Here is a 22,349-nt window from a genome sequence, read left to right as displayed (position 1 = left end):
CTAAATTGGTTATCTATCGCATTTTAATTTTTAAACTAAAAAATGAAACTATGTTTGTCACATCATTAATTATAAATCGAATACTTATGAAATTTTTAACCATTCAAATTGCAGATCGTTTTGAAGAAGGAGGATTCTTTATGATGACCTTAATACTAATCTGTTTATTACTTTCTATTTTCTTTTTAATTAAAGGATTTGTGGATCTAAAGAAGAATAATGCTGTTTCCAAAAAGATGCTAAAACTAGCAACAGATAGTAGTCTTCTTGGATTGGTAATTGGCTTTTTTGCTTCTGTTTTCGGATTAATTTCGGCTTTCGATTCTTTAGAAGCAATGGGAAATGCAGATCCAGCGGTTTTTGCTGGAGGATTAAAAGTGTCTTTATTAACAGCGCTATTTGGGTTACTAACTTTTATTATTGCTAGAATTGGAATTCTTCTTTTAAGAGCATTGCAAAAAGAATAATTATATTATAAAATATCCTGCAAGGCTTTTTTAACCTTGTAGGTATTTAAAATGAAAAGAATTTTATAATTCCCTTAATAAATCTCGAATACGAAGGCGTTTATTGTAATTGTGTTCATTAACATCTCTAACAAAACAGAAGATGCTTATTTTTTTGTTTTCTACTTTTTCAGAAAGTTGTGCTACGGTAAAAGGACCAAATTCTTCGGCTTTTTCAATATAGTAAAACTCGTGATCTGATATTAAACTGGCGGCTTTTTCCTTGTATTTGTCATGAAGAAATTGCTGTACGTCTTCCAAAGTATTTAAGATTTCCGAACAACGGTCTTCGTTTATAAAAACTGCACAATCGTCTGTTTGTGTTCTGTTTAATACTAAAATATCGTCGTCTTTAAAATATGCTTTTACGGTAGTTTTTCCGTCTTCAGTTTCAATAGAAAAAGTGTTTTTTACATCGATACACCAAGAAGTTTCTGAAGTGTTTTCGTTTTCTATAATGTGAAGTGTGTTTTCATCTTTAAAAACATAAACCGCTTTTTTATTGGTAATGCCATTTACTAAAACCCAATGCTGATTTAAAAACAAATCTTCATAATGGGTGTCATGATGAAAAGGTTCTAGGTTAGGAAATAAATTAAAAATAGCAGTAGACATGGACAATTTATTTATGGTGCTTCCATAAATCTAACGAAAAATTATTTTTTTTATTCTGAAACAGAACTATTTTCGATGAGTTACATCTGTTTTATGAAGTTGAAATTAAAAATGAAGTTGAAATAAAATTTTTAAATTGCTAACAGCCAATAACTCTAACGCTTCTTATTCTTATTATGCTTTTGGTAATTTTTATCCCCACGCGTTTTAGGCTTTTTATACTTCGCGGCAATTTTAAATTTGTACGAACCACCTAAGTTTTCTTTCGAATTTTTTTCCGATTTTTCATGGAAAGCAGGTCCTGGAGCATCCTCGTCTTTTAAACGTTTGTGCGGATTGTTACGTTCTTTTATTTGTGGTCTTTCTTCTTCTATTAATTCATCAGAAATAACTACTTCATCAGGAATGGCTAAATGCGGAATTTCCATTTGCATTAATTCTTCGATAGTTTCTAAAGAATCTTGCTCTTTTTCCGTAGTAAAAATAATAGATTGTCCTTCACGTTCTGCACGACCAGTTCTACCAATTCTATGCATGTAGTTTTCAGGGAAATCTGGCGTATCAAAATTGATAACATGACTTACATTATCAATATCTAATCCACGAGCCATTACATCTGTTGCGACCAAAATCCGATTAAAACCTTCTCTAAATTGCTCAATACTTCGCAACCTGTAGTTTTGTGTTTTGTTCGAGTGAATCACACAAAGTTCTTCATGAAACTCTTCGTCTAAAGCTTCAAACAAACGATCGGCCATTTTCTTATAAGCCACAAAAATTAAAACTTTATTATATGTTTCAGTATCTTGAAGCAAGTGTTTTAATAGATTCAGTTTGGTATGAAAGTTAGGTGTCGTATATTTTGTTTGTGCAATATTATCTAACGGTGTACCAGAAACAGCAATAGAAACGCGTTCTGGTTGGATAAAGAAATCATTAATAAGTTCACTAACATCTTCCGTCATAGTTGCAGAAAACATAATGTTCTGTCTTTTTTCTGGAAGGATATCAAAAATATTAATAAGCTGATGTCTAAAACCTAAATCTAACATCACATCTACTTCATCAATTACTAATTTCTGTATCGATTTTAACTGTAAAACTCTAGATAAAGCCAAATCGTACATTCTACCAGGAGTAGCAACAAGAATATCAATTCCTTCGGCAATAGCCTGCTTTTGGGTGTTAATATTCGTTCCTCCATAAACACCTAAAACACGATTGTTTATGTATTTAGAAAGCTTTTCAATTTCATCCACAACTTGTACAACCAATTCTCTAGTTGGTACTAAAACTAAAACTCTAGGGTTTTCTTGTCTAGAATAAGACAAGTTTTTTAGTATTGGCAACATGTAGGCAAAGGTTTTTCCTGTTCCTGTTTGTGCGATACCAACCATATCCTTTCCGCTAGAAACCACATTAAAGGCTTCTGCTTGAATAGGTGTAGGAATGGTAAAACCTAAATCATCTAAAGCGTTGTATAAAGGTGTGTTTAAATTTAAATCTTGAAAAGTACTCATGGTTTTGTTATAAGCTGCAAAGCTACTACTTATATATTAATTACACTAAATGCGCTTTATGTATTTCTATGGTGTATTTCGCTTTAAAAATACCGTTTGCATCTAGCTTCATAATGCCTTCTTTAGCGGTTATATCTTGGTTTGTGGTTTCGGTATCTGCATAACCTATCCAAGGTTCTATACAAACATAGTCGGCATTTGGTTTTGCCCAAATCCCTAAATGTGGGAAATCGGTGTGTGTTACCGTTAAAATAGGTCCTTTTGTTTTACTGTTTAGTGTTACTTTTCTAGATTTTAAATCTTTAAAAATAAGTGCGTCTTTGTTAAATAAATTATAATCTAAAGGTATGGCGTTGGTGCCATTAAAAACAGGTTTTGTACGATTAGAAATCAAACCATTTTCGGTATTTAATACATAGGTTTCCGCGGTTTCGGTATGTTCAAACAGAAGGCTGTAATCCGTATATTTTTCGTCTTTATATACCGGACATTTAAAAGCTGGATGTCCACCAAGATTAAAATACATCGCCTTTGTATCGAGATTACAAATTTCATGATGCACTATTAATTGGTTGTTTTCTAAAGTATAACTTATGGTATAGCTGCATCTAAACGGATACATTTTCAGTAGCGTGTCATTGTATGTAAGCTGAAAAGCAAGGCTGTTTTTCGTTTCTTTAATGCATTTTATATCCGTATTATGCCTAATAAAACCATGTTTTGGCATGGGATAGGTTTTGCCTTCAAAAATGTATGTATTATTTTTTAAAGCACCAATTACAGGAAATAGGTTAGGAGCAAAGCTTCCCCAAATATTAGGGTTTGCGTCCCACATAAATTGGGTGTTGTTCTTTACGGAAGAAATTTCGCAAAGTTCTGCGCCAATTTTTTTAATAGCAATCTGTAGTAACTCGTTGGATATCTGATACATTTAAGAAAGGATTTAATCTAATCCCGAAAAGATATTATTTTTTAACTATTCTCATTAACTTTACACGTAATATTTTTTTATTGAGAACAACAACAAAACATAAACCAAAGTCGATAGAAACCTTCAAGCAACAGTTGTTGTTATGGAGTCAGCAATTTGATGATGTAGTTTGGCTAGACTCTAATAGTCATACATCAAAATACTCCAATTATGATGCTGTTTTAGCTGTAGATGCTTTTACTAGTATACAAACCGATTATACCAGTGGTTTTGTGAAGCTGAAGGAATATCAATCCATAACCAACGATTGGATTTTTGGCTATTTAACCTACGATCTTAAAAATGATGCAGAGGAATTAGAGTCTGCTAATTTTGACGGATTACAGTTTCCGGATTTGTGCTTTTTTCAACCCAAAAAAATATTTTTAATTAAAGGAAATACGGTAAAGATTAAATATCTAAACGCGGTAGATGATGAATTGGAAGAAGATTTAAAAGAGATTCATTCTTTAACCGAATGTCACACGGAGCGCAGTCGAAGTGCTAAGGATGATGAAGTTGTCAAAATTAAACTAAGAATCCACAAAGACGAATACTTCCGTAAGTTGGATAAAATGCTTGCACATATCTATCGAGGAGATATTTACGAAGCTAATTTTTGTCAAGAATTCTATGCCGAAGAAACAGAAATCAATCCGCTAGAAACCTACAATAAACTCAACGCTATTTCGCAAGCACCTTTTGCTACTTTTTTAAAGTGTAATGATAAATATTTACTGAGTGCTTCGCCAGAAAGATATATTAAAAAGAAGGGCAACAATATTGTTTCGCAACCTATAAAAGGAACTGCAAAACGAAGCGCCAATCACAATGAAGATCAAGCTTTAAAATATGAATTAAAGCATGACGATAAAGAACGAAGCGAAAACATAATGATTGTAGATTTAGTCCGTAACGACTTGTCTAAAACTGCAAAAAAAGGAAGCGTTCAAGTCAAAGAACTGTGTAAAATATATTCGTTTGATCAAGTACATCAAATGATTTCTACGGTAGTTTCCAAAGTAAAAAAAGACACACATCCTGTAGATATTATTCAAACTACTTTCCCAATGGGAAGCATGACTGGAGCACCAAAAATTTCAGCAATGCAAATTATAGAAGACTTAGAAGAAACCAAACGTGGTGTGTATTCTGGTGCCGTTGGGTATTTTTCGCCAAAAGGGAATTTCGACTTTAATGTGATTATTCGCAGTATATTGTACAATGAAACCAATAAATATGTTTCATATTCTGTTGGTGGAGCAATAACGGCCAAAAGTGTTCCTTTAAAAGAATATGAAGAATGTTTATTGAAGGCAAAAGCAATGCGTGAGGTTCTAGAAAATTAATTTATATGGTACATAATACATTTCCGTTAACAATTGAAAAACAGGTTTTACATGCCGAATATTGGCAACCAGAAAACCCAAAAGCAACCGTAGTTTTGTTACACGGTATGGGCGAACATTTAGGCCGTTATAAACCTTTTGTTATCCCAAAACTAACAGCAAATAATTACGCGGTTTTGGCGTATGATCAAATAGGGCATGGTAAAACAGAAGGGAAACGCGGACATGTTTCTAATTACCAGTTGTTATTAGATAGTTTACATACCGCTGTTTTAGAAGCTAAAAGACGCAATCCAAACCTGCCTGTTTTTGTTTACGGACATAGTATGGGAGGAAATGTGGTGATAAATTATGCATTAAAAAATCCATCGCAAATTAAAGCGGTAGTTGCTACTAGTCCGTTGTTACGCCTAGCATTCAATCCACCAAAATGGAAAGTGTCTTTAGGGCGTTTTATGCTCAATATTCTACCAGGTATTACCTTGCCAAGTGAGTTGGATGCTTCAGGTATTTCTAGAGATAAAGCGGAAGTAGTACGGTATCAAAACGATCCGTTAGTCCACGATAAAATTAGTCCAATGTATTCTTTTCCTGTTTTTGATGCAGGCGAATATGCTATTGCAAATGCCAATACCTTAAATCTTCCAATGCTAGTTTGTCATGGTACTGGAGATAAAATTACGAGTTGGGAAGCTTCCAAAGCTTTTACCGATAATACACCAAAAGCAGATTTGAAGCTTTTTGAGGACGGTTATCATGAACTGCATTATGATTTTTGTAAAGAAGAATTAATGGAGACCATAATTGCATGGTTAGATGCTAAGTTGATTCATGAAATAGGATAAGAGAAAAAGAATACTTCGGAAGTCAAAAGTTAAATGTTTAAATTTGTGGAATGCAGCCGTTTTAAAAGAAATTAAATCGCTTTCCATGGAAATAGAGAAAATGCTTAACGTTTTAATTAAAAAGTTACTTAACTAATTGCCTTGTGCCTAATCCCTTTTAACTTGTTTCAAAAATTTCAAAAACATATAAACCAAAAACTTCCTTTCCTTCAAGAAAGTAAACTGCTTATTACCATTTCTGGAGGATTAGATTCTGTGGTTTTAACGCATGTATGCCATCAATTAAATCTTAATTTTTCATTAGCACATTGCAATTTTCACTTACGAGGAATAGAAAGTGATGGCGATCAAGATTTTGTAGAACAATTGGCAGCAGATTTACAAGTAGAAGTTTTTATCCAACATTTTGACACCAATACATTTGCTGAAACCCATAAGGTTTCTACCCAAATGGCTGCTCGAGAATTACGTTATAATTGGTTTCAAGAATTAAGTGAGCAACTACAATTCGATTATATTTTAACTGCACATCATGCAGATGATAATCTGGAAACCTTTTTAATAAACCTGACTCGAGGTACTGGATTAGACGGACTTACAGGAATTCCAGAAGTGAATGAAAATGTAGTAAGACCATTGCTGAAATTTACAAGAGAACAAATAGAAAGCTTTGCAAAAAGTAATAATCTTAAGTGGCGAGAAGATAGTAGTAATGCATCTACCAAGTATTTACGAAACAAATTACGTCATGATGTAATTCCTGTTTTAAAGGAAATGAATGCCGAATTGCTTCAAAATTTTGAAACCACACAAAACAATTTACAAGATGCCAAAAGCATTATTGAAGATGCGATAACTAGCGTGCAGAAAAAAGTAGTTTCGGTGGAAGGGGAAATCATAAAATTTAATATTAAAAAACTTCAAAAGCTATCCAATACCAAGGCCTATTTGTTTGAATTGCTTAAAGAATTCAACTTTACAGCATGGAATGATGTTTATAATTTATTAGAAGCTCAATCTGGAAAACAGGTCTTTTCTAGTACACACAGGTTATTAAAAGATAGAGAATATTTGTTGTTAACGGAAGTAGATTCTAATGTCTCCTCGAGCGCAGTCGAGACATTATTCATAGAAGAAAACACAAAAAAACTAAAAACGGATTTAGGAGTTTTATTCTTTGAGGAAGCAGATGCTGTTTTTGGGAAACATACCAATGTGTCTTTTGTTGATAAAGATTTGTTAAAGTTTCCGTTAACAGTAAGAAAATGGGAAAAAGGCGACTATTTTTACCCTTTAGGCATGCAAGGCAAAAAGAAGCTGAGTAAGTTTTTTAAAGACGAAAAATATTCCTTAATAGAAAAAGAGAAAACTTTCGTTTTGTGTTCTGGCGAAGATGTCGTTTGGGTAATAAATAAGCGTGGTGACAATCGGTATAAAGTCACAGAAAAAACAAAAAATATATTAAAAATCACATTACAATAATGAAGCATTTTTTATTAGTACTACTTACTTTTTTTTCATTTAGTCAATCTTTTGCGCAACTAGCACCTGTAAAATGGTCCACAGAAGTAGAAAAAATTTCAAAAACAGAATACAATCTTATTTACCAAGCGGAAATAGACGCATATTGGCATTTATACTCCCAGCATTTACCAGAAGGAGGTGCTTTGCCAACAGAATTTGAATTTGATTCTATTGCACAAACGCAAGACTTTAAAAGAATTGGGGCAGTTTTAGAAAGTGAAAGTATCACGAAATTTGATAAAGTTTTTCAAATGGATTTAACCTATTTTGATGGAGCTGCAACGTTCACCCAAAAAATAGAGCTTTTAAATCCTGAAATTACCACTATTTCTTCCGAAGTATTTTATCAAGCTTGTGATGATGAGAAATGTATTTTTGAAAGCGAAGTATTAAACTTTGAGCTTCCTGGTAATTCTGAGACTACAACTTCTAATATTTTAGATCCTGTAAGTTGGACAACAAATATTACAGAAATAGAAAAAGATGTATATGAAATTACATACGAAGCAACCATAGATAAAGACTGGCATTTTTACTCGCAAAAGGTTGTGGAGGATTCTGAATTAGGTCCAATACCAACCGAGTTTAGTTTTAATAATACATCGCAAGATTATGAATTGATTGGCGATATAGAAGAATCTAAAACCAAAGAAGTTTTTGAACAAGCGTTTCAAATGAAAGTGCGTTATTTTGAAAACAAAGCGGTTTTTAAGCAGAAGTTTAAAGTTTTAAATTCAGATTTAAAAACCATAGAAGCAGAAGTGTTTTATCAAGCTTGTGACGACGTAAAATGTCTTGCACCAACTACATATACATTTACAACCAATTTAGATGGAAGCTCTAATGCAAAAGCAGTAACAGCTATCGATGCAAGAAGCAAAGAGTTGTCGGATAAACTACAACTTAATGTTACCGGTTGGGATAAATATGAAAAAGAAGAGGTTAAAGAAAAATCGAATTTTGGAATCTTTGTTCTTGGTTTTCTTGGCGGATTAATAGCCTTGTTAACACCATGTGTTTTTCCTATGATTCCATTAACGGTTTCCTTTTTTACAAAAAGTGCAAGCAATTCGCAAAAAGGATTAGCAAATGCCATGCTTTACGGATTGTTTATTCTAGTAATCTATGTGCTTTTAAGTTTGCCATTTCACTTTTTAGATTCTTTGAATCCAGAGATATTAAATACCATTTCAACCAATGTTTGGCTAAATATTATCTTCTTTATTATCCTTGCTTTTTTTGCGTTTTCTTTCTTCGGATTTTATGAAATTACATTACCAGCATCTTGGGGAAATAAAATGGATTCGGCATCTAACGTTGGTGGAATTATCGGTATTTTCTTTATGGCATTAACACTTGCTATTGTTTCCTTTTCTTGTACTGGACCTATTTTAGGATCACTACTAGCTGGATCGTTAACTAGTGATGGTGGAGCGATGCAATTGACGATGGGAATGACAGGTTTCGGACTAGCATTAGCATTACCATTTACTTTATTTGCAATGTTCCCAAAATGGTTAAACGCATTACCAAAATCTGGTGGTTGGTTAAACACAACCAAAGTCGTTCTTGGGTTTTTAGAATTAGGAATGGCTTTTAAATTTTTATCTAATGCCGATTTAGTAAAACATTGGGGACTTTTAAAACGTGAAGTTTTTATTGGTATCTGGATTGTTTTAGGAATTGGTTTACTCCTGTATCTTTTAGGGAAAATTAAGTTTCCGCATGATAGTCCGCTTAAAAAATTAAGCTTCGGTAGAATCTCTTTCGCCGTATTAGTAGGTGCATTTGTAATCTATTTAATTCCGGGTTTAACCAATACAGAACATGCAAACTTAAAGTTGTTAAGTGGTTTTCCGCCACCTTTACCATATAGTTTATATGAAAAAGAATCCGATTGTCCGTTAGGTTTAAATTGCTACAAAGATTTAGAAGAAGGTGTTGCTGCAGCAAAAGCAGAGAACAAACCAATCATGTTAGATTTTACAGGTTGGGCTTGTGTAAACTGCCGAAAAATGGAAGAACAAGTTTGGAGTAAAGACAAGATTTATACTGTTTTAAACGAAGAATATGTTATTATATCTTTATATGTAGATGACAGAAAAGAATTGGAAAAAGACGAGCAATTTCAATTCTTAAAACACAACGGAAGCATTAAGAATATAAAGACTATTGGCGACAAATGGGCAACCTTACAAACGCTAAATTTTCAGAATAATTCACAACCATTTTATGTATTATTAGATCATAATATGGAACTTTTAAATCATACTACAGCATATACTCCAAATGCAGATGTGTATTATGATTGGTTGGTTAAAGGAGTGGAGAATTTTAAGAAGTAACTAATTTCTGTGGAAGCAGGAGTCTTAGTGATTAGAAATAAGAATTTTATATATTAGATTTTAAACCTTCCAATTTTGGAAGGTTTTTTTTTGGTATCTGTTAGTGTTTTAGAATTTTATGTGTATTTTCAATCCTTAAAATTAAAAAAGCATGAAAATAAAATACATTTGTTTACTATTTCTATTCTTTATCCAATTTACTTTTGCCCAAATAGGGTTTCAAGATAATATTCTTAATTCGGAAAACGTATATCCCGGCTATACCAATGGTTTTGTTCATTCTAATGATATCGATGGGGATGGAGATATGGATTTAGTCGTGATTTTAGGTAATGGTAATGAAGTTGCTTGGCTAGAAAACTTGGATGGACAAGGAGATTTTGGAACACCGGAAACGATAAGTTTAACGTCTTCTGGTTTTAGAACAGCCTATGCTCTAGATGTGGATGGTGATGGTGATACAGATGTTATTTCTAGTAGTGATGAATACATTACTTGGTATGAAAATACAGATGGATTAGGGACTTTTATTAGTCAGCAATCTATACCATTTGATGCATTTAGTATTAGTTATGCCGATTTAGATAATGATATGGATTTAGATATTGTAGCTTCTAATTATCAGGATAGCAAGTTGGTTTGGTTTGAAAATACAAATGGATTAGGAATTTTTGGTTCGGAACAAATTATTAACGATGGTTTTACAATACTAACATTACACATTACAGATGTGGATAACGACAACGATATGGATATTATTGCTGGTCGTGATAATGAAAATTTATACCTATATGAAAATACCGATGCTTTAGGGGATTTTGGATCTTCTCAACTCATTGGGTCCACACAATATAATGCAGATTCTATTTCTTCTATGGATTTTGATAATGATGGAGATTTGGATCTAATTACAGTAGATGGCTCTGTTTCTGGTACTTTAATTTGGTATGAAAACCAGAATGGTCTTGGAGATTTTGCAGATGGAATAAATTTTGGAACCGGAGGAGTGTTTATGGACGTTTCAGATATAAATAATGACGGATTTATGGATATAATTGTAAGTGGAGGTTACAACCATTCTTCCATCTATCACATAAATAATGGCACAGGAGGTTTTTCTAGTTTTGTAAATTTCTTAAATACGTATTCTGAAGGAACCACGAACATATATGCAACCGATTTAGATGGAGATGGAGATTTGGACGTCGTTAAATACTCGGAACAATACGAAACAATTTCATGGCATGCGTATTTAGATGGACAACCAGATTATGGTTCAGAGAAAGTTATATTAACGAATGCAGATACACCACAAGAGGTGATAGCTTTTGATATAGATGGAGACGGTGATGAAGATATACTTTCTAGGTCTTTAAATAATTTAGCCTGGTTTGAAAATACAGATGGGAATGGTCTTTTTGGTAATATAAGGTTTATTTCAAGTGATTATTGTGGTTCTATGTTTCCTACAGATGTAGACAATGATGGAGATAAAGACCTGCTTTGTTCGTCTGGTTCTAGGTTCTTTTGGATTGAAAATACAGGTAGCCAAAATTTTAGTATACAACATGAAATTGATGATAATACAGTCGTGAGATTTATAGATGTAAATGATATAGACGGTGATAATGATTTAGATATTATTGCGTACAAAACAAATCAAATATTATTATATGAAAATCTAGATAGTCAAGGTTCTTATAGTGCACCTCAAGTTCTAATTGATAATGTAAATGTAATTGGCAATGGATTAAAGATAGCAGATATAGATGGTGATACGGATATGGATATTGTTTTTGGAGAATATAATCTTATTTCTTGGAGTGAAAATACGGATGGAAATGGAGCTTTTGGAATTCCGCAGGGGATCGCTTCAGGTGTTGAGGATTTGCATTCTATTTATGTTATAGATATAGATGGTGATAATGATTTAGATATGGTATTCGGTTCCGATGATCGTAAAATAGCATGGTATGAGAATTTAGATGGTTTAGGTGCATTTGGTAGTCAAATAATAATAGCTTCAGATACCAATACTTCAGCTGTAGTAAGTTCTATTTTTCCAGGTGATGTAGATGGTGATGGGGATATCGATATTTTATCTACCTATAGTGTTTCTAATTATTCCGGAGAAGTACGTTGGCACGAGAACATAGACGGTCAAGGAACTTTTAATAGCGAACAATTGGTGTCTACAAGTATTGGGCGACCAGTATCACTTTTTTCTAGCGATATAGATAACGATGGAGATATGGATGTGGTATCTGCAGGAAAAAACTTTGATAATATTACGTGGTATAAAAACCTAAACCTTTTAGGTAATGAAATATACGGTTCAGTTCGTTTCGATATAAACGATGATGGTTGTAATACTAGTAATATGGAATTGCCAAATGTAATGATTCAAAGTAGTAATGGAACAGATGATTTTGCAACATTTACCAAAGAAAATGGGAGTTATCAAATAGCTGTAAATGAAGGTGATTTTGTAACTGCTATTTCAGGCTTGCCAAATTATTTTTCTTCTAATCCGGTTTCAAATTCTTCTAGTTTTTCTGGGCTGGGAAATACAGATATATCCAATTTCTGTTTATCATCTAATCAAACAATTAATGATTTAGAAATTGCTATCTATTCCCCTTTTAACGATCCAAGACCAGGTTTTGATATTACATACAGAATAGTGTATAAGAATTTAGGAACTACACAATTAAGTGGGGATATTACCTATATGTTTAATGCTAGTAAAATGCAGTTTTTAGGTGCTAACGAAACAGTCGTTGCACAAACGGCAAATAGTTTAACTTTTAATTATGCAGATTTAAATCTATTAGAAACAAGAACCATAGATTTACAATTTAATGTGTTTGGTCCTCCTACAACTAATATAAATAATACATTAGTTACCACGGCCACTATAAATCCAGTTTCTGGAGATAATATGCCAGACGATAATGTGTTTACATTAAACCAAACCGTAATTGGTTCTTACGATCCAAATGATATTCGAGTTTTAGAAGGTGAAGAAATTGTAATGGAAGATGTAGATAAATATTTGCACTATATCATTCGTTTTCAAAATACAGGAACTGCAAGTGCTATTAATGTGCATGTAGAAAATATTTTAGATGATAAATTAGATTGGACAACCATGCAATTAGAAAGTTTGAGTCATGCTGGTCGTGTAGAAATAAAAAACGGGAGTGAGGTAAACTTTGTTTTTAATAATATCAACTTAGCAGATAGTACCAATGATGAACCAAACTCGCATGGATTTATTGCCTATAAAATAAAACCGAAAAGCGATGTAGTAGTGGGTGATGTTTTTTATAATACAGCGGGTATTTTCTTCGATTTTAATCCAGCAATTATTACCAATACCGTTACAACAGAAATTATAGAAAACTTATCGGTTAGCGAGTTTAATAACAATACTTTTTCTGTGTATCCAAACCCAACAGAAAATCAATTAACCATTACCAGTAAAATACCTTTGAGTGCTATTACTATTTTTGATATTAATGGTAGAAAAATTAAAGATGTAAAACTATCCAATCATACATTACAATACCAATTAGATGTCGCTAATTTATCTAACGGAATGTATTTTATAGAACTAGTTTCTGAAAACTCGCATGAAACACAGAAGTTTATTAAAAAGTAAATTCTTGAACATTAGTATTTTAAAAAGCTTCCGTTTTTAAGGGAAGCTTTTTTTTGTTTTATATTAAAGTGACTTTTCAATTTAATTGTAGAGCACATTCTTCTGTTCTTGCAATTCGTTTTTAATTTGCTCGGGCAATTAATAATTTTGAAGACATTAAAAAGCTATAGGTGATTCTAGATTTAAAATGGACTAGTTTTGAAGTGTATGTGTAAAGTTATTTATTTATTTATTGTAAGTTAGTATCCTAAATCTATTAGACCTAAATTATGAAAAAACAAGTACTCCTATTCCTTTTTACTTTTTGTTTAACTTTTTGTGCTACTGCCCAAATAGGGTTTCAGGAAAATGTAATCATTGATCAATCCTTATTAATTGATGGAGTTGAATCTGTTTATACAACCGATATTGATGGTGATGGTGATCTTGACGTTTTGTTAGCGTCTTTTAATGACAATAAAATAACTTGGTATGAAAATATCGATGGTTTAGGTAATTATGGTAATCAACAAATCATAAATTCAGCAGCTAATGGAGCGAAGTATGTTTATGCTGCAGATATCGATGGTGATGGAGATATGGATGTTTTATCCGCGTCAAGTGATAATAAGATAGCTTGGTATGAAAATACAGATGGGCTAGGCAATTTTGGGAATGAACAAATTATAACTATAGTAGCGTATGGTGCGAAAACGGTTCATGCATTTGATATAGATGGCGATGGAGATATGGATGTTTTAGCCTCTTCTTCTGGAGATGGTAAGATTGGTTGGTATGAAAACACAGATGGTCAAGGTACTTTTGGTAATCAGCAGGTTATAACATTAAATGCATCCGATGTAAAATCTGTTTATCCGGTAGATCTTGATAATGATGGTGATATGGATTTAATAGCAGCTTCTGTATTATCTTCTTCTTCTAGCAGAATATCTTGGTATGAAAACACGAATGGTTTAGGTGATTTTGATCCGCATTTGTTAACTTTTTCAGTAATTGGAGTGGAATCTGTCTATGCAGCAGATATAGATAATGATGGAGATATGGATGTTTTATCTGCTTCGTCAAGTGATAATAAGTTAGCTTGGTATGATAACACAGATGGTCAAGGTACTTTTGGGACTCAGCAAATCATATCTACTATTGCAAATGATCCAAAAAGTGTTTATGCTTCAGATATAGATAATGATGGTGATATGGATGTTATATCTGCTTCCGATGATGATAAAATAAGTTGGTACGAAAACACAGATGGATTAGGTAGTTTTAGTACTTCCAATGAAATTGGATTAACAAATGGTACTGCAGAGTTTGTAATTACCTCAGATATAGATAACGATGGTGACATGGATGTACTAGCTGCTTCTTATGGTAGTAATGCATTAACCATATTTAAGAATTTAAATGGTTTAGGAAATTTTAGTAACCCACAATCTGTAACGTCATCTGCAGCTGGTGCTAAAACTGTATATAGTACTGATGTGGATGGGGATGGAGATTTAGATGTCTTGTCTGCAAGTTTAGACGGTAATATATCGTGGTATGAAAATCAAGATGGCCAAGGAAGTTTTTCTAGTAAAAAAATTATAAGCTATAATACCGCTCAAGCTTGGGCCGTTCATGCAGCTGATATTGATGGCGATGGCGATATGGATGTATTGTCAATTCATAATGGTGGTAATTTTGGTTGGTTTGAGAATTTGGATGGTATGGGGAATTTTGGAGAAAAACACCCTATAAGGAGTACAAATCAAGGAAAATCTGTTTATGGTGCCGATTTAGATAACGATGGGGATGTAGATGTATTAACTGCAGATCGTGATGGAATATCTTGGCATGAAAATATCGATGGTTTAGGTAATTTTGGTAGCGAAAAAGTTTTACTTTTTGGTAGTAATATAACATCAACTTCAGTATATGCCTCTGATTTAAATGGTGATGGAAATTTAGACGTCTTACAAGCTACACAATCTCAAAATAAAATATCGTGGTATGAAAATGATGGAAACTCCTATGATAATTTTGGTGGTGAAGATATTATTTCATCCTATGCAACTTATGTCCAATCCGTTTTTGCTTCGGACCTAGATGGTGATGGAGATATGGATGTGTTGTCCGCAAATCAAACTAGTAATTCCATAGTTTGGTATGAAAATATAGATGGTTTCGGTAATTTTGGACTTGGACAGACAATAACGAACTTGGCTTATAATGCTAAATCTGTATACGCGTCAGATATAGATGGCGATGGCGATATGGATGTGTTATCCGCTTCTAGTAACGATGGAGAAATAGCTTGGTATGAAAATATAAATGGGCTTGGTAGTTTCGGGAGTCAGCAAATTATAGCTGTAAATGCAGGAGCTGAATCGGTTTTTGCAGCAGATATCGATCAAGATGGTAATATGGACGTGCTTTTTGGTTCTTCAAGTAAGATTGCTTGGTATAAAAATTTAGGAACGCAGTTTAATGAAATTAATGGTACCATTCGAATGGATATGGATGCTAATGGCTGCGATGTTTCCGATAATGTAGTGCCTGATTTAATGGTTGTTACTGAAAGTACTTCAGATAGTTTCGCTACATTTACTTCAAGTAGTAATGGCTTATATCAGTTGTTTCCTAATGAAGGCGAGTATACAACTTCTATAACATCTCAATTACCTTATTACTATGTTTCTAACCCAACCTCTCAAATCTCTAATTTTACAGGCGTTGGTAATACCGATACAATTGATTTTTGTATAGAACCAATAGGTGCAATTAATGATTTAAACATTTCAGTATACCCATCAATTAACGAACCAAGACCTGGTTTTAATACAAGCTATCAAATAGTGTATAAAAATGTTGGTACAACGCAATTAAGTGGTAATGTTACTTTTGAATTTGAAAACACAAAGCTAAGTTTCTTAAATGCAAGTGAAACGATTAGTACACAAACGACAAATACATTAACGTTTAATTTCACAGACTTAATTCCTTTTGAAACTAGAATCATTAATTTAGAATTTAATGTATTTGCACCACCAACAACAAATATAGATGATGCGTTAATTGCAATTGCTACTATAACCCCAGTAGCAGGGGATGAAACAGAAGACGATAATGTATTTACCTTAAACCAAACCGTAATTGGTTCTTACGATCCAAATGATATTAGCGTTTTAGAAGGGGAAGAGATTCTACTAGAAGATGCAGATAAATACTTACATTATATCATTCGTTTTCAAAATACAGGAACCGCAAGTGCCATTAATGTGCATGTAGAAAATGTACTTGATGATAAGTTAGATTATACTACCATGCAGATAGAAAGTCTAAGCCATACCGGAAAAGTAGAAATTACAAATGGTACGATGGTTGATTTTATATTTGATAATATTAATCTAGCAGATAGTACCAATGATGAACCAAACTCACATGGATTTATTGCTTATAAAATAAAACCTAAAAGAGGAGTAGCGGTTGGTGATATTTTTTATAATACAGCAGATATTTTCTTCGATTTTAATCCAGCAATTACAACAAATACAGTTGCAACAGAGATTGTAGAAAACTTATCGGTTGGCGAGTTTAATACCAATACTTTTTCTGTGTATCCAAACCCAACAGAAAGTCTGCTTACCATTAAAAGTAAAGTAGCTTTAAATAGTTTGACTATTTATGATGTGAACGGAAGGAAATTAAATGCCATAGAATTATCAAATAATGCATTACAATATGAATTAGATGTCACTACCTTATCTAATGGTATTTACTTTTTAGAGGTGCATTCTAGTAATGCAAAACAAACGCAGAAGTTTATTAAAAATTAAATTCTTATATAATCCTATTTTAAAAAGCTTCCATTTTAATGGAAGCTTTTTTTGTTATATAGAAAGGTGAAAATCTCCAGTAAAATATGTATATTTATATTGTAAAATATTGATTTGTAGGATTTTACATTTGTTTTAGTGAATTAATTTTAAATATAAAGTTATGGCTGCAGTTGGAGATTACCCTTTGGCAAAATTTCATTTTTCCGTAGAATGGGGAGACGATTTTAGATTAGACTTCTTAGAAGTAAGTGGATTAGATTTTGAAACACAAGTCATAGAATATCGTTCCGGAAATAGTAAAAAATATAACAAAACAAAACAACCAGGTCTTACCAAGTATAGTGATGTAACCTTAAAAAGAGGCACGTATCAAGGCGACTTTGACTTTTTTAAAGAATGGCAAAAAACCTATTTTTTTCAAGAAGGAAGCAATACAGGATCTTTATATAGAAGAAGTGTATACATAAAACTACTTAATGAAAATCATGAACCTATAATAACTTGGGTTCTAGAAAACGCTTGGCCAAGTAAAGTACAATCGGCAAGTTTAAAAGCAGACTCTAATGAAATAGCTATTGAAACCATGATATTGGTACATGAAGGAATATCCATTTTAGAAGCAAAATAAAACGATGGCTACAGATCTATATCCTATTGTCGGTTTTCATTTTAACGTGACTTTTATTGGTTTGCCTAAAGCGAAGCAATTACAAGTCGGTTTTCAGTCTGTTGTCGGGTTGCATGTGCAATCAGAGAGTAAAACTTTAAGAGAAGGTGGCGAAAATAGATTCCTACATCAACTTCCTTCCAATATTATTTATACACCGCTCACCTTAAAAAGAGGTATAGTTACCGAAGAAAATAGGGCGCTAACCAATTGGTGTCAAGAAGCTTTTCAAAATCATATAAAGCAACCAATTGAAGCAATAGAAATTGATGTTTTAGACGAACAACATGCCGTTTTATTACGCTGGCGATTATTTCATGTCTGGCCAATGCGCTGGGAAATAGGAAAGTTAAATGCCGAAAAAGGAGAGATCCTTATAGAAACTTTAGTCTTGAAATATAATTACTTTCAATCGATTTAATTGCTACTATAAATAACCAGATTTTCACAATAAATATTAAAAAAAGGAATTATGGGAAGTCCAGATAAATTAATTAAGGTACTACTATTTGCGTATACAGATAGGAGTTTCTCTACATTAAGTAAAGTACAACCAAACCCAATTTCACTACCAGTTAATCCTAAAGGATTTTCTCAAAAACATCGATTAACAACTAGTGAAACATCGAATTCTTCGTATGTAGTTTCAGAGCCAAAAGAGTTAAATTTAGATTTTATTTTGGACGGCACAAATACCATTGCTGGTTATGCCTATAATTCCGGTAATCATGCGGTTAAAGACCAATTAGCTATTTTTATGCATACCGTTTATTTTAAAAAAGCTAGCGAAAAACATCCTCGGTTTTTGCTAGTTAAATGGGGTGATAGTCTAGCGTTTAGTGGAATTCTTTCCGATTTAAATTTAAACTATACCTTGTTTGAACCTAATGGCGATCCATTACGAATAGAAGTTAGCGCAAAGTTTTCTCGTATTTCTAATGCCATTAAAAATGTAGAAGTTTTACATACCGATTGGAATTGGGACCATCTAGTTTTGAATGATAAAACAAAGGAAGGAATAGACGATATTCTAGATTGGATAGAACATAGTGATGTGTTTTTTAAAGAATGGGAAATGTCCAATAAAATTAAACCTGGTTATTGGGCATTGTTTCATGGACCTCCAGGTACTGGTAAAACTTTAACTGCAAGTTTAATAGGAAAGAAAACAAATCAAAACGTATACCGAGTTAACCTATCTCGTATTATTTCGAAATATATTGGGGAGACCGAAAAAAATCTAATGGCTGTACTTCGTTTTGCTGAAAAATCGAATAGTATTTTGTTTTTTGATGAAGCTGATGCCATATTCGGCAAAAGGACAGAAGTAGGAGATGCGCACGATTCCTATGTAAATCAAGAAGTTTCCTATCTATTAAATGTAATGGAAAACTATAACGGAATACTCATTTTTGCCGTGAAATATAATATTCAAGATTCTGAAATCAATCAGAAATTTCAAGTAAAAGTTCCCTTTTTCTTACCCAATGCATCCGAAAGATTTAAACTTTGGAAAAATGCAATTCCTGAAAAAGGGAAACTAGATTTAAAAACAGATTTAGAAATACTTTCCGAAAAATATGAACTCAGCGCAACAGAGATAATGAATGTTATTCGCTTTGCAAGCTTAAAAACAATTAAAGAAAAAGAAAAAACGATTAGTAATACTTGGATTATTAAAGGCATTCGTCGGGAATACGAAAAACGTAACTAGTACTTTTATTACTTAGTTTCGGCAATAGCAAAACCATTTCAGTAATATATGGAAAATTAATTCTGCTAAAACAAAATAAAAAAAAAGCTTCCGTTTTTAAGGGAAGCTTTTTTGCTTTATCTTACATTTTTATAATTCAATTCCATTTTAATGATATTACAAGGAAACATAGTAGATATACCTAACAAAAGAATCTACAAAGGAGAAGTTACTATTACAGCTGGTAAAATAGCTTCGATTACAGAAAAGGAAACAACGAACAATCAATATATTCTCCCAGGTTTTGTAGATGCACACATACATATTGAAAGTTCTATGCTAGTACCAAGTGAGTTTGCAAAACTAGCAGTACAACATGGAACCGTTGCTACCGTTTCTGATCCGCATGAAATAGCAAACGTTTTAGGAGTTCCTGGTGTGGAATTCATGATTGAAAATGGAAAAAAAGTGCCTTTTAAATTTAATTTTGGTGCACCAAGTTGCGTTCCTGCAACTAGTTTTGAATCTGCCGGAGCGATTATCGATTCCGAAGGCATTAAGAAATTAATGGAAAATCCAGATATTAAATATCTTGCCGAAATGATGAATTATCCGGGCGTTTTATTTGATGATGAAGAAGTCTTGAAAAAAATAGCACACGCAAAACAAAATAACAAACCTGTAGATGGTCATGCTCCAGGCGTTAGAGGAGAAGATATTACCAAATATATAGCAGCAGGAATTTCTACCGATCATGAGTGTTTCACCTTTGAGGAAGGTTTAGAGAAATTGCAAAAAGACATGAAAATTCTAATTCGTGAAGGAAGTGCAGCAAAAAACTTTGAAGCATTAATCGATTTGATGCCAGAGCATTTTGAAAACATGATGTTTTGTAGTGATGATAAACATCCAGACGATTTAATTATTTCACATATCAACGCATTATGTGGAAGAGCAGTAGCCAAAAACATAGATGTGTTTAAAGTATTGCAAGCAGCATGTATAAATCCTGTAAAGCACTATAATTTAGATGTTGGTTTGCTACAAGTTGGCGATGCAGCAGATTGTATTGTAGTCGAAGATTTAAAAGATTTTAAAACCCTTCAGACTTATATTGATGGCGAATTGGTTTATGACTTCGGAAAAGTAAATATTAAAGATGTCGCTTTTAAAAACCTAAATAATTTCAATACGGAAAAGAAGACTATTTCCGATTTTAAATTCGATTCTTCCGCAGAAAAAATTAGAGTGATTGAAGCTTTAGAAGGACAATTAGTAACTAACGAGCTTATTGAAGAAGCAACTATAGAAAACGGAAATCTTGTTTCTAATACTGCAACAGATATCCTGAAAATGACGGTCGTAAATCGCTATAATAACGACAAACCTGCCATTGCATTTATTAAAAATTTCGGATTAAAAGAAGGGGCAATTGCAAGTTCTGTTGGTCACGATTCGCATAATATAATTGCTGTTGGTGTTTCTGACGAAGCAATTTGTAAAGCGGTAAATCTAATCATTGAAAACAAAGGAGGAATTTGTGCAATAAGCGATTCCGAAGAACATATTGTTGCCCTTCCAGTTGCAGGAATTATGAGCGATCAAGATGGTGCCACTATTGGTAAAGACTATGCCGATTTAGATAAAATGGCAAAACAATTAGGAAGTACGTTGCATGCGCCTTATATGACGTTATCTTTTATGGCTTTATTAGTAATTCCTGATTTAAAACTAAGCGACAAAGGACTATTTAGTGGTACTGATTTTAAATTTACGAGTTTAGAAGTCTAATGCCAATACTTAACACCACATACAAGCCATCCATTTTTTTTAGAAACGGAGATGTTGCTACCATTTATTCTGGTCTAATTCGTAAAGTAGATTTAACACAAGAAAGAGAACGTATTACACTTAGTGATGGCGATTTTATAGACTTAGATTGGAGTTACGCAAAAGAGAAATCCAGCAAGCTAATTATTGTTTTACATGGTTTAGAAGGTAATGCGCAACGACCTTACGTTACTGGTCCTGCAAAACTATTTAATGAAAATGGCGTTGATGCTATTTGTGTGAATTTTCGAGGTTGCAGTGGCGAACCTAACTTAAAATACAGAAGTTACCATTCTGGTGCAACTGATGATTTACACGAGGTCATTGAGTATATTCTAGAAACGAAAAACTACACCGAAATATTTCTCAACGGTTTTAGTCTTGGCGGCAATATTACCTTAAAATATTTAGGGGAAGAACGCAGTATTCCTAAGGAAATAAAAGGAGCTATTGCTATTTCGGTACCATGCTTTTTAGAAGGTTCTGCTAACGAATTACACAAGCTAAAAAACAAACCGTATGCTATCCGATTTAAAAAACATCTGGTAGATAAGTTAAAACCGAAGGTGCTTCAGTTTCCTGAAAATATTTCAGAAGAAGAAATTGATTCTATTAAATTATTAAGAGATGTAGACGCGGTTTACACTTCAAAAGCACATGGTTTTAAAGACGCAACAGACTATTATACCAAATCTAGCTGCTTGCAATTTCTTCCAAATATAAAGGTACCAACCTTGCTAATTAATGCCTTAAACGATTCGTTTTTATCTCCAGAATGTTATCCTGTAAAAGAAGCAAAAAGCAACGAAAATCTACATTTAGAAATGCCTGATTTTGGAGGTCATGTTGGCTTTATTCAAAAAGGAAAATATTACTATAATGAACTTCGTGCTTTAGCATTTGTGGAGCAATTATAGGTTAGTTGGTTTAGTATTCTTTTTATAAAACGTACAAGTAGATTTACCATTCCCTTTTTATTACAAACTATTTTCTCTACATTTAT

Annotated in this window: 15 protein-coding genes; 12 read left to right on the top strand and 3 right to left on the bottom strand. The window is 32.8% G+C overall.

Annotation, left to right across the window (positions count from 1 at the left end; genetic code table 11):
* Nucleotides 1-86: 86 nt before the first annotated feature.
* Nucleotides 87-467 carry a MotA/TolQ/ExbB proton channel family protein gene (locus FG167_RS16340; protein WP_203459279.1) on the top strand — a complete coding sequence of 127 codons (381 nt, stop codon included), beginning with the start codon at nucleotides 87-89 and terminating at the stop codon, nucleotides 465-467.
* 63 nt (nucleotides 468-530) lie between these two features.
* Here FG167_RS16340 and FG167_RS16335 read toward each other — a convergent pair whose 3' ends face one another.
* From FG167_RS16335 to FG167_RS16325, 3 genes are all read right to left on the bottom strand, one after another.
* Nucleotides 531-1,121 (bottom strand): hypothetical protein, encoded by a 591-nt coding sequence (locus tag FG167_RS16335; protein WP_203459278.1) that lies wholly within the window; start codon nucleotides 1,119-1,121, stop codon nucleotides 531-533.
* A 155-nt stretch (nucleotides 1,122-1,276) separates the two neighbouring features.
* Nucleotides 1,277-2,641 (bottom strand): DEAD/DEAH box helicase, encoded by a 1,365-nt coding sequence (locus FG167_RS16330; RefSeq protein ID WP_203459277.1) that lies wholly within the window; start codon nucleotides 2,639-2,641, stop codon nucleotides 1,277-1,279.
* A gap of 40 nt (nucleotides 2,642-2,681) precedes the next feature.
* Entirely contained in the window at nucleotides 2,682-3,572 is an 891-nt protein-coding gene (locus FG167_RS16325; RefSeq protein ID WP_203459276.1) for an aldose 1-epimerase family protein, read from the bottom strand.
* Nucleotides 3,573-3,652: 80 nt separating this feature from the next.
* On the opposite strand from FG167_RS16325, the gene pabB reads away from it, so the two are divergent.
* The 11 genes from pabB to FG167_RS16270 all read left to right on the top strand — a co-directional run bounded on the left by pabB (nucleotide 3,653) and on the right by FG167_RS16270 (nucleotide 22,263).
* Nucleotides 3,653-4,960 carry an aminodeoxychorismate synthase component I gene (gene pabB, locus FG167_RS16320; protein WP_203459275.1) on the top strand — a complete coding sequence of 436 codons (1,308 nt, stop codon included), beginning with the start codon at nucleotides 3,653-3,655 and terminating at the stop codon, nucleotides 4,958-4,960.
* 5 nt (nucleotides 4,961-4,965) lie between these two features.
* A complete protein-coding gene (locus FG167_RS16315) occupies nucleotides 4,966-5,805 on the top strand; it encodes an alpha/beta hydrolase (protein ID WP_203459274.1) in 840 nt (279 codons plus the stop codon).
* 162 nt (nucleotides 5,806-5,967) lie between these two features.
* Nucleotides 5,968-7,287 carry a tRNA lysidine(34) synthetase TilS gene (gene tilS, locus FG167_RS16310; RefSeq protein ID WP_203459273.1) on the top strand — a complete coding sequence of 440 codons (1,320 nt, stop codon included), beginning with the start codon at nucleotides 5,968-5,970 and terminating at the stop codon, nucleotides 7,285-7,287.
* Nucleotides 7,287-9,674 (top strand): protein-disulfide reductase DsbD domain-containing protein, encoded by a 2,388-nt coding sequence (locus FG167_RS16305; RefSeq protein WP_203459272.1) that lies wholly within the window; start codon nucleotides 7,287-7,289, stop codon nucleotides 9,672-9,674. Before tilS ends, FG167_RS16305 begins: the two co-directional genes overlap by 1 nt.
* Nucleotides 9,675-9,825: 151 nt before the next feature.
* Nucleotides 9,826-13,338 (top strand): T9SS type A sorting domain-containing protein, encoded by a 3,513-nt coding sequence (locus FG167_RS16300; protein WP_203459271.1) that lies wholly within the window; start codon nucleotides 9,826-9,828, stop codon nucleotides 13,336-13,338.
* Between the two features lie 269 nt (nucleotides 13,339-13,607).
* Entirely contained in the window at nucleotides 13,608-17,153 is a 3,546-nt protein-coding gene (locus FG167_RS16295; protein ID WP_203459270.1) for a T9SS type A sorting domain-containing protein, read from the top strand.
* A 163-nt stretch (nucleotides 17,154-17,316) separates the two neighbouring features.
* On the top strand, nucleotides 17,317-17,784 hold the full coding sequence (locus tag FG167_RS16290) for a phage tail protein (RefSeq protein ID WP_203459269.1): 468 nt from the start codon (nucleotides 17,317-17,319) through the stop codon (nucleotides 17,782-17,784).
* A gap of 4 nt (nucleotides 17,785-17,788) precedes the next feature.
* Complete coding sequence (locus tag FG167_RS16285; protein ID WP_203459268.1) at nucleotides 17,789-18,244, top strand: phage tail protein; 456 nt, start codon at nucleotides 17,789-17,791, stop codon at nucleotides 18,242-18,244.
* A 51-nt stretch (nucleotides 18,245-18,295) separates the two neighbouring features.
* Entirely contained in the window at nucleotides 18,296-19,537 is a 1,242-nt protein-coding gene (locus FG167_RS16280; RefSeq protein WP_203459267.1) for an AAA family ATPase, read from the top strand.
* 150 nt (nucleotides 19,538-19,687) lie between these two features.
* Complete coding sequence (ade, locus tag FG167_RS16275) at nucleotides 19,688-21,307, top strand: adenine deaminase (protein WP_203459266.1); 1,620 nt, start codon at nucleotides 19,688-19,690, stop codon at nucleotides 21,305-21,307.
* Nucleotides 21,307-22,263 carry a YheT family hydrolase gene (locus tag FG167_RS16270; RefSeq protein ID WP_203459265.1) on the top strand — a complete coding sequence of 319 codons (957 nt, stop codon included), beginning with the start codon at nucleotides 21,307-21,309 and terminating at the stop codon, nucleotides 22,261-22,263. Before ade ends, FG167_RS16270 begins: the two co-directional genes overlap by 1 nt.
* The last annotated feature ends 86 nt before the right edge of the window (nucleotides 22,264-22,349 follow it).

Origin of the sequence: Lacinutrix sp. WUR7, assembly GCF_016864015.1 — a bacterium.
Taxonomy (GTDB): Bacteria; Bacteroidota; Bacteroidia; order Flavobacteriales; family Flavobacteriaceae; genus Oceanihabitans.
Note: the sequence above shows the minus strand (reverse complement) of the source record. Positions and strands in the feature narration are given on the sequence as shown.

Bases quoted from the DNA above. Each gene is read 5' to 3' on its own strand.
- FG167_RS16270 (WP_203459265.1), top strand. From the start codon at position 21,307: ATGCCAATACTTAACACCACATACAAGCCATCCATTTTTTTTAGAAAC.
- FG167_RS16335 (WP_203459278.1), bottom strand. From the start codon at position 1,121: ATGTCTACTGCTATTTTTAATTTATTTCCTAACCTAGAACCTTTTCAT.
- FG167_RS16340 (WP_203459279.1), top strand. From the start codon at position 87: ATGAAATTTTTAACCATTCAAATTGCAGATCGTTTTGAAGAAGGAGGA.
- FG167_RS16330 (WP_203459277.1), bottom strand. From the start codon at position 2,641: ATGAGTACTTTTCAAGATTTAAATTTAAACACACCTTTATACAACGCT.
- FG167_RS16290 (WP_203459269.1), top strand. From the start codon at position 17,317: ATGGCTGCAGTTGGAGATTACCCTTTGGCAAAATTTCATTTTTCCGTA.
- FG167_RS16315 (WP_203459274.1), top strand. From the start codon at position 4,966: ATGGTACATAATACATTTCCGTTAACAATTGAAAAACAGGTTTTACAT.
- FG167_RS16285 (WP_203459268.1), top strand. From the start codon at position 17,789: ATGGCTACAGATCTATATCCTATTGTCGGTTTTCATTTTAACGTGACT.
- ade (WP_203459266.1), top strand. From the start codon at position 19,688: ATGATATTACAAGGAAACATAGTAGATATACCTAACAAAAGAATCTAC.
- FG167_RS16325 (WP_203459276.1), bottom strand. From the start codon at position 3,572: ATGTATCAGATATCCAACGAGTTACTACAGATTGCTATTAAAAAAATT.
- FG167_RS16305 (WP_203459272.1), top strand. From the start codon at position 7,287: ATGAAGCATTTTTTATTAGTACTACTTACTTTTTTTTCATTTAGTCAA.
- FG167_RS16280 (WP_203459267.1), top strand. From the start codon at position 18,296: ATGGGAAGTCCAGATAAATTAATTAAGGTACTACTATTTGCGTATACA.
- FG167_RS16295 (WP_203459270.1), top strand. From the start codon at position 13,608: ATGAAAAAACAAGTACTCCTATTCCTTTTTACTTTTTGTTTAACTTTT.
- FG167_RS16300 (WP_203459271.1), top strand. From the start codon at position 9,826: ATGAAAATAAAATACATTTGTTTACTATTTCTATTCTTTATCCAATTT.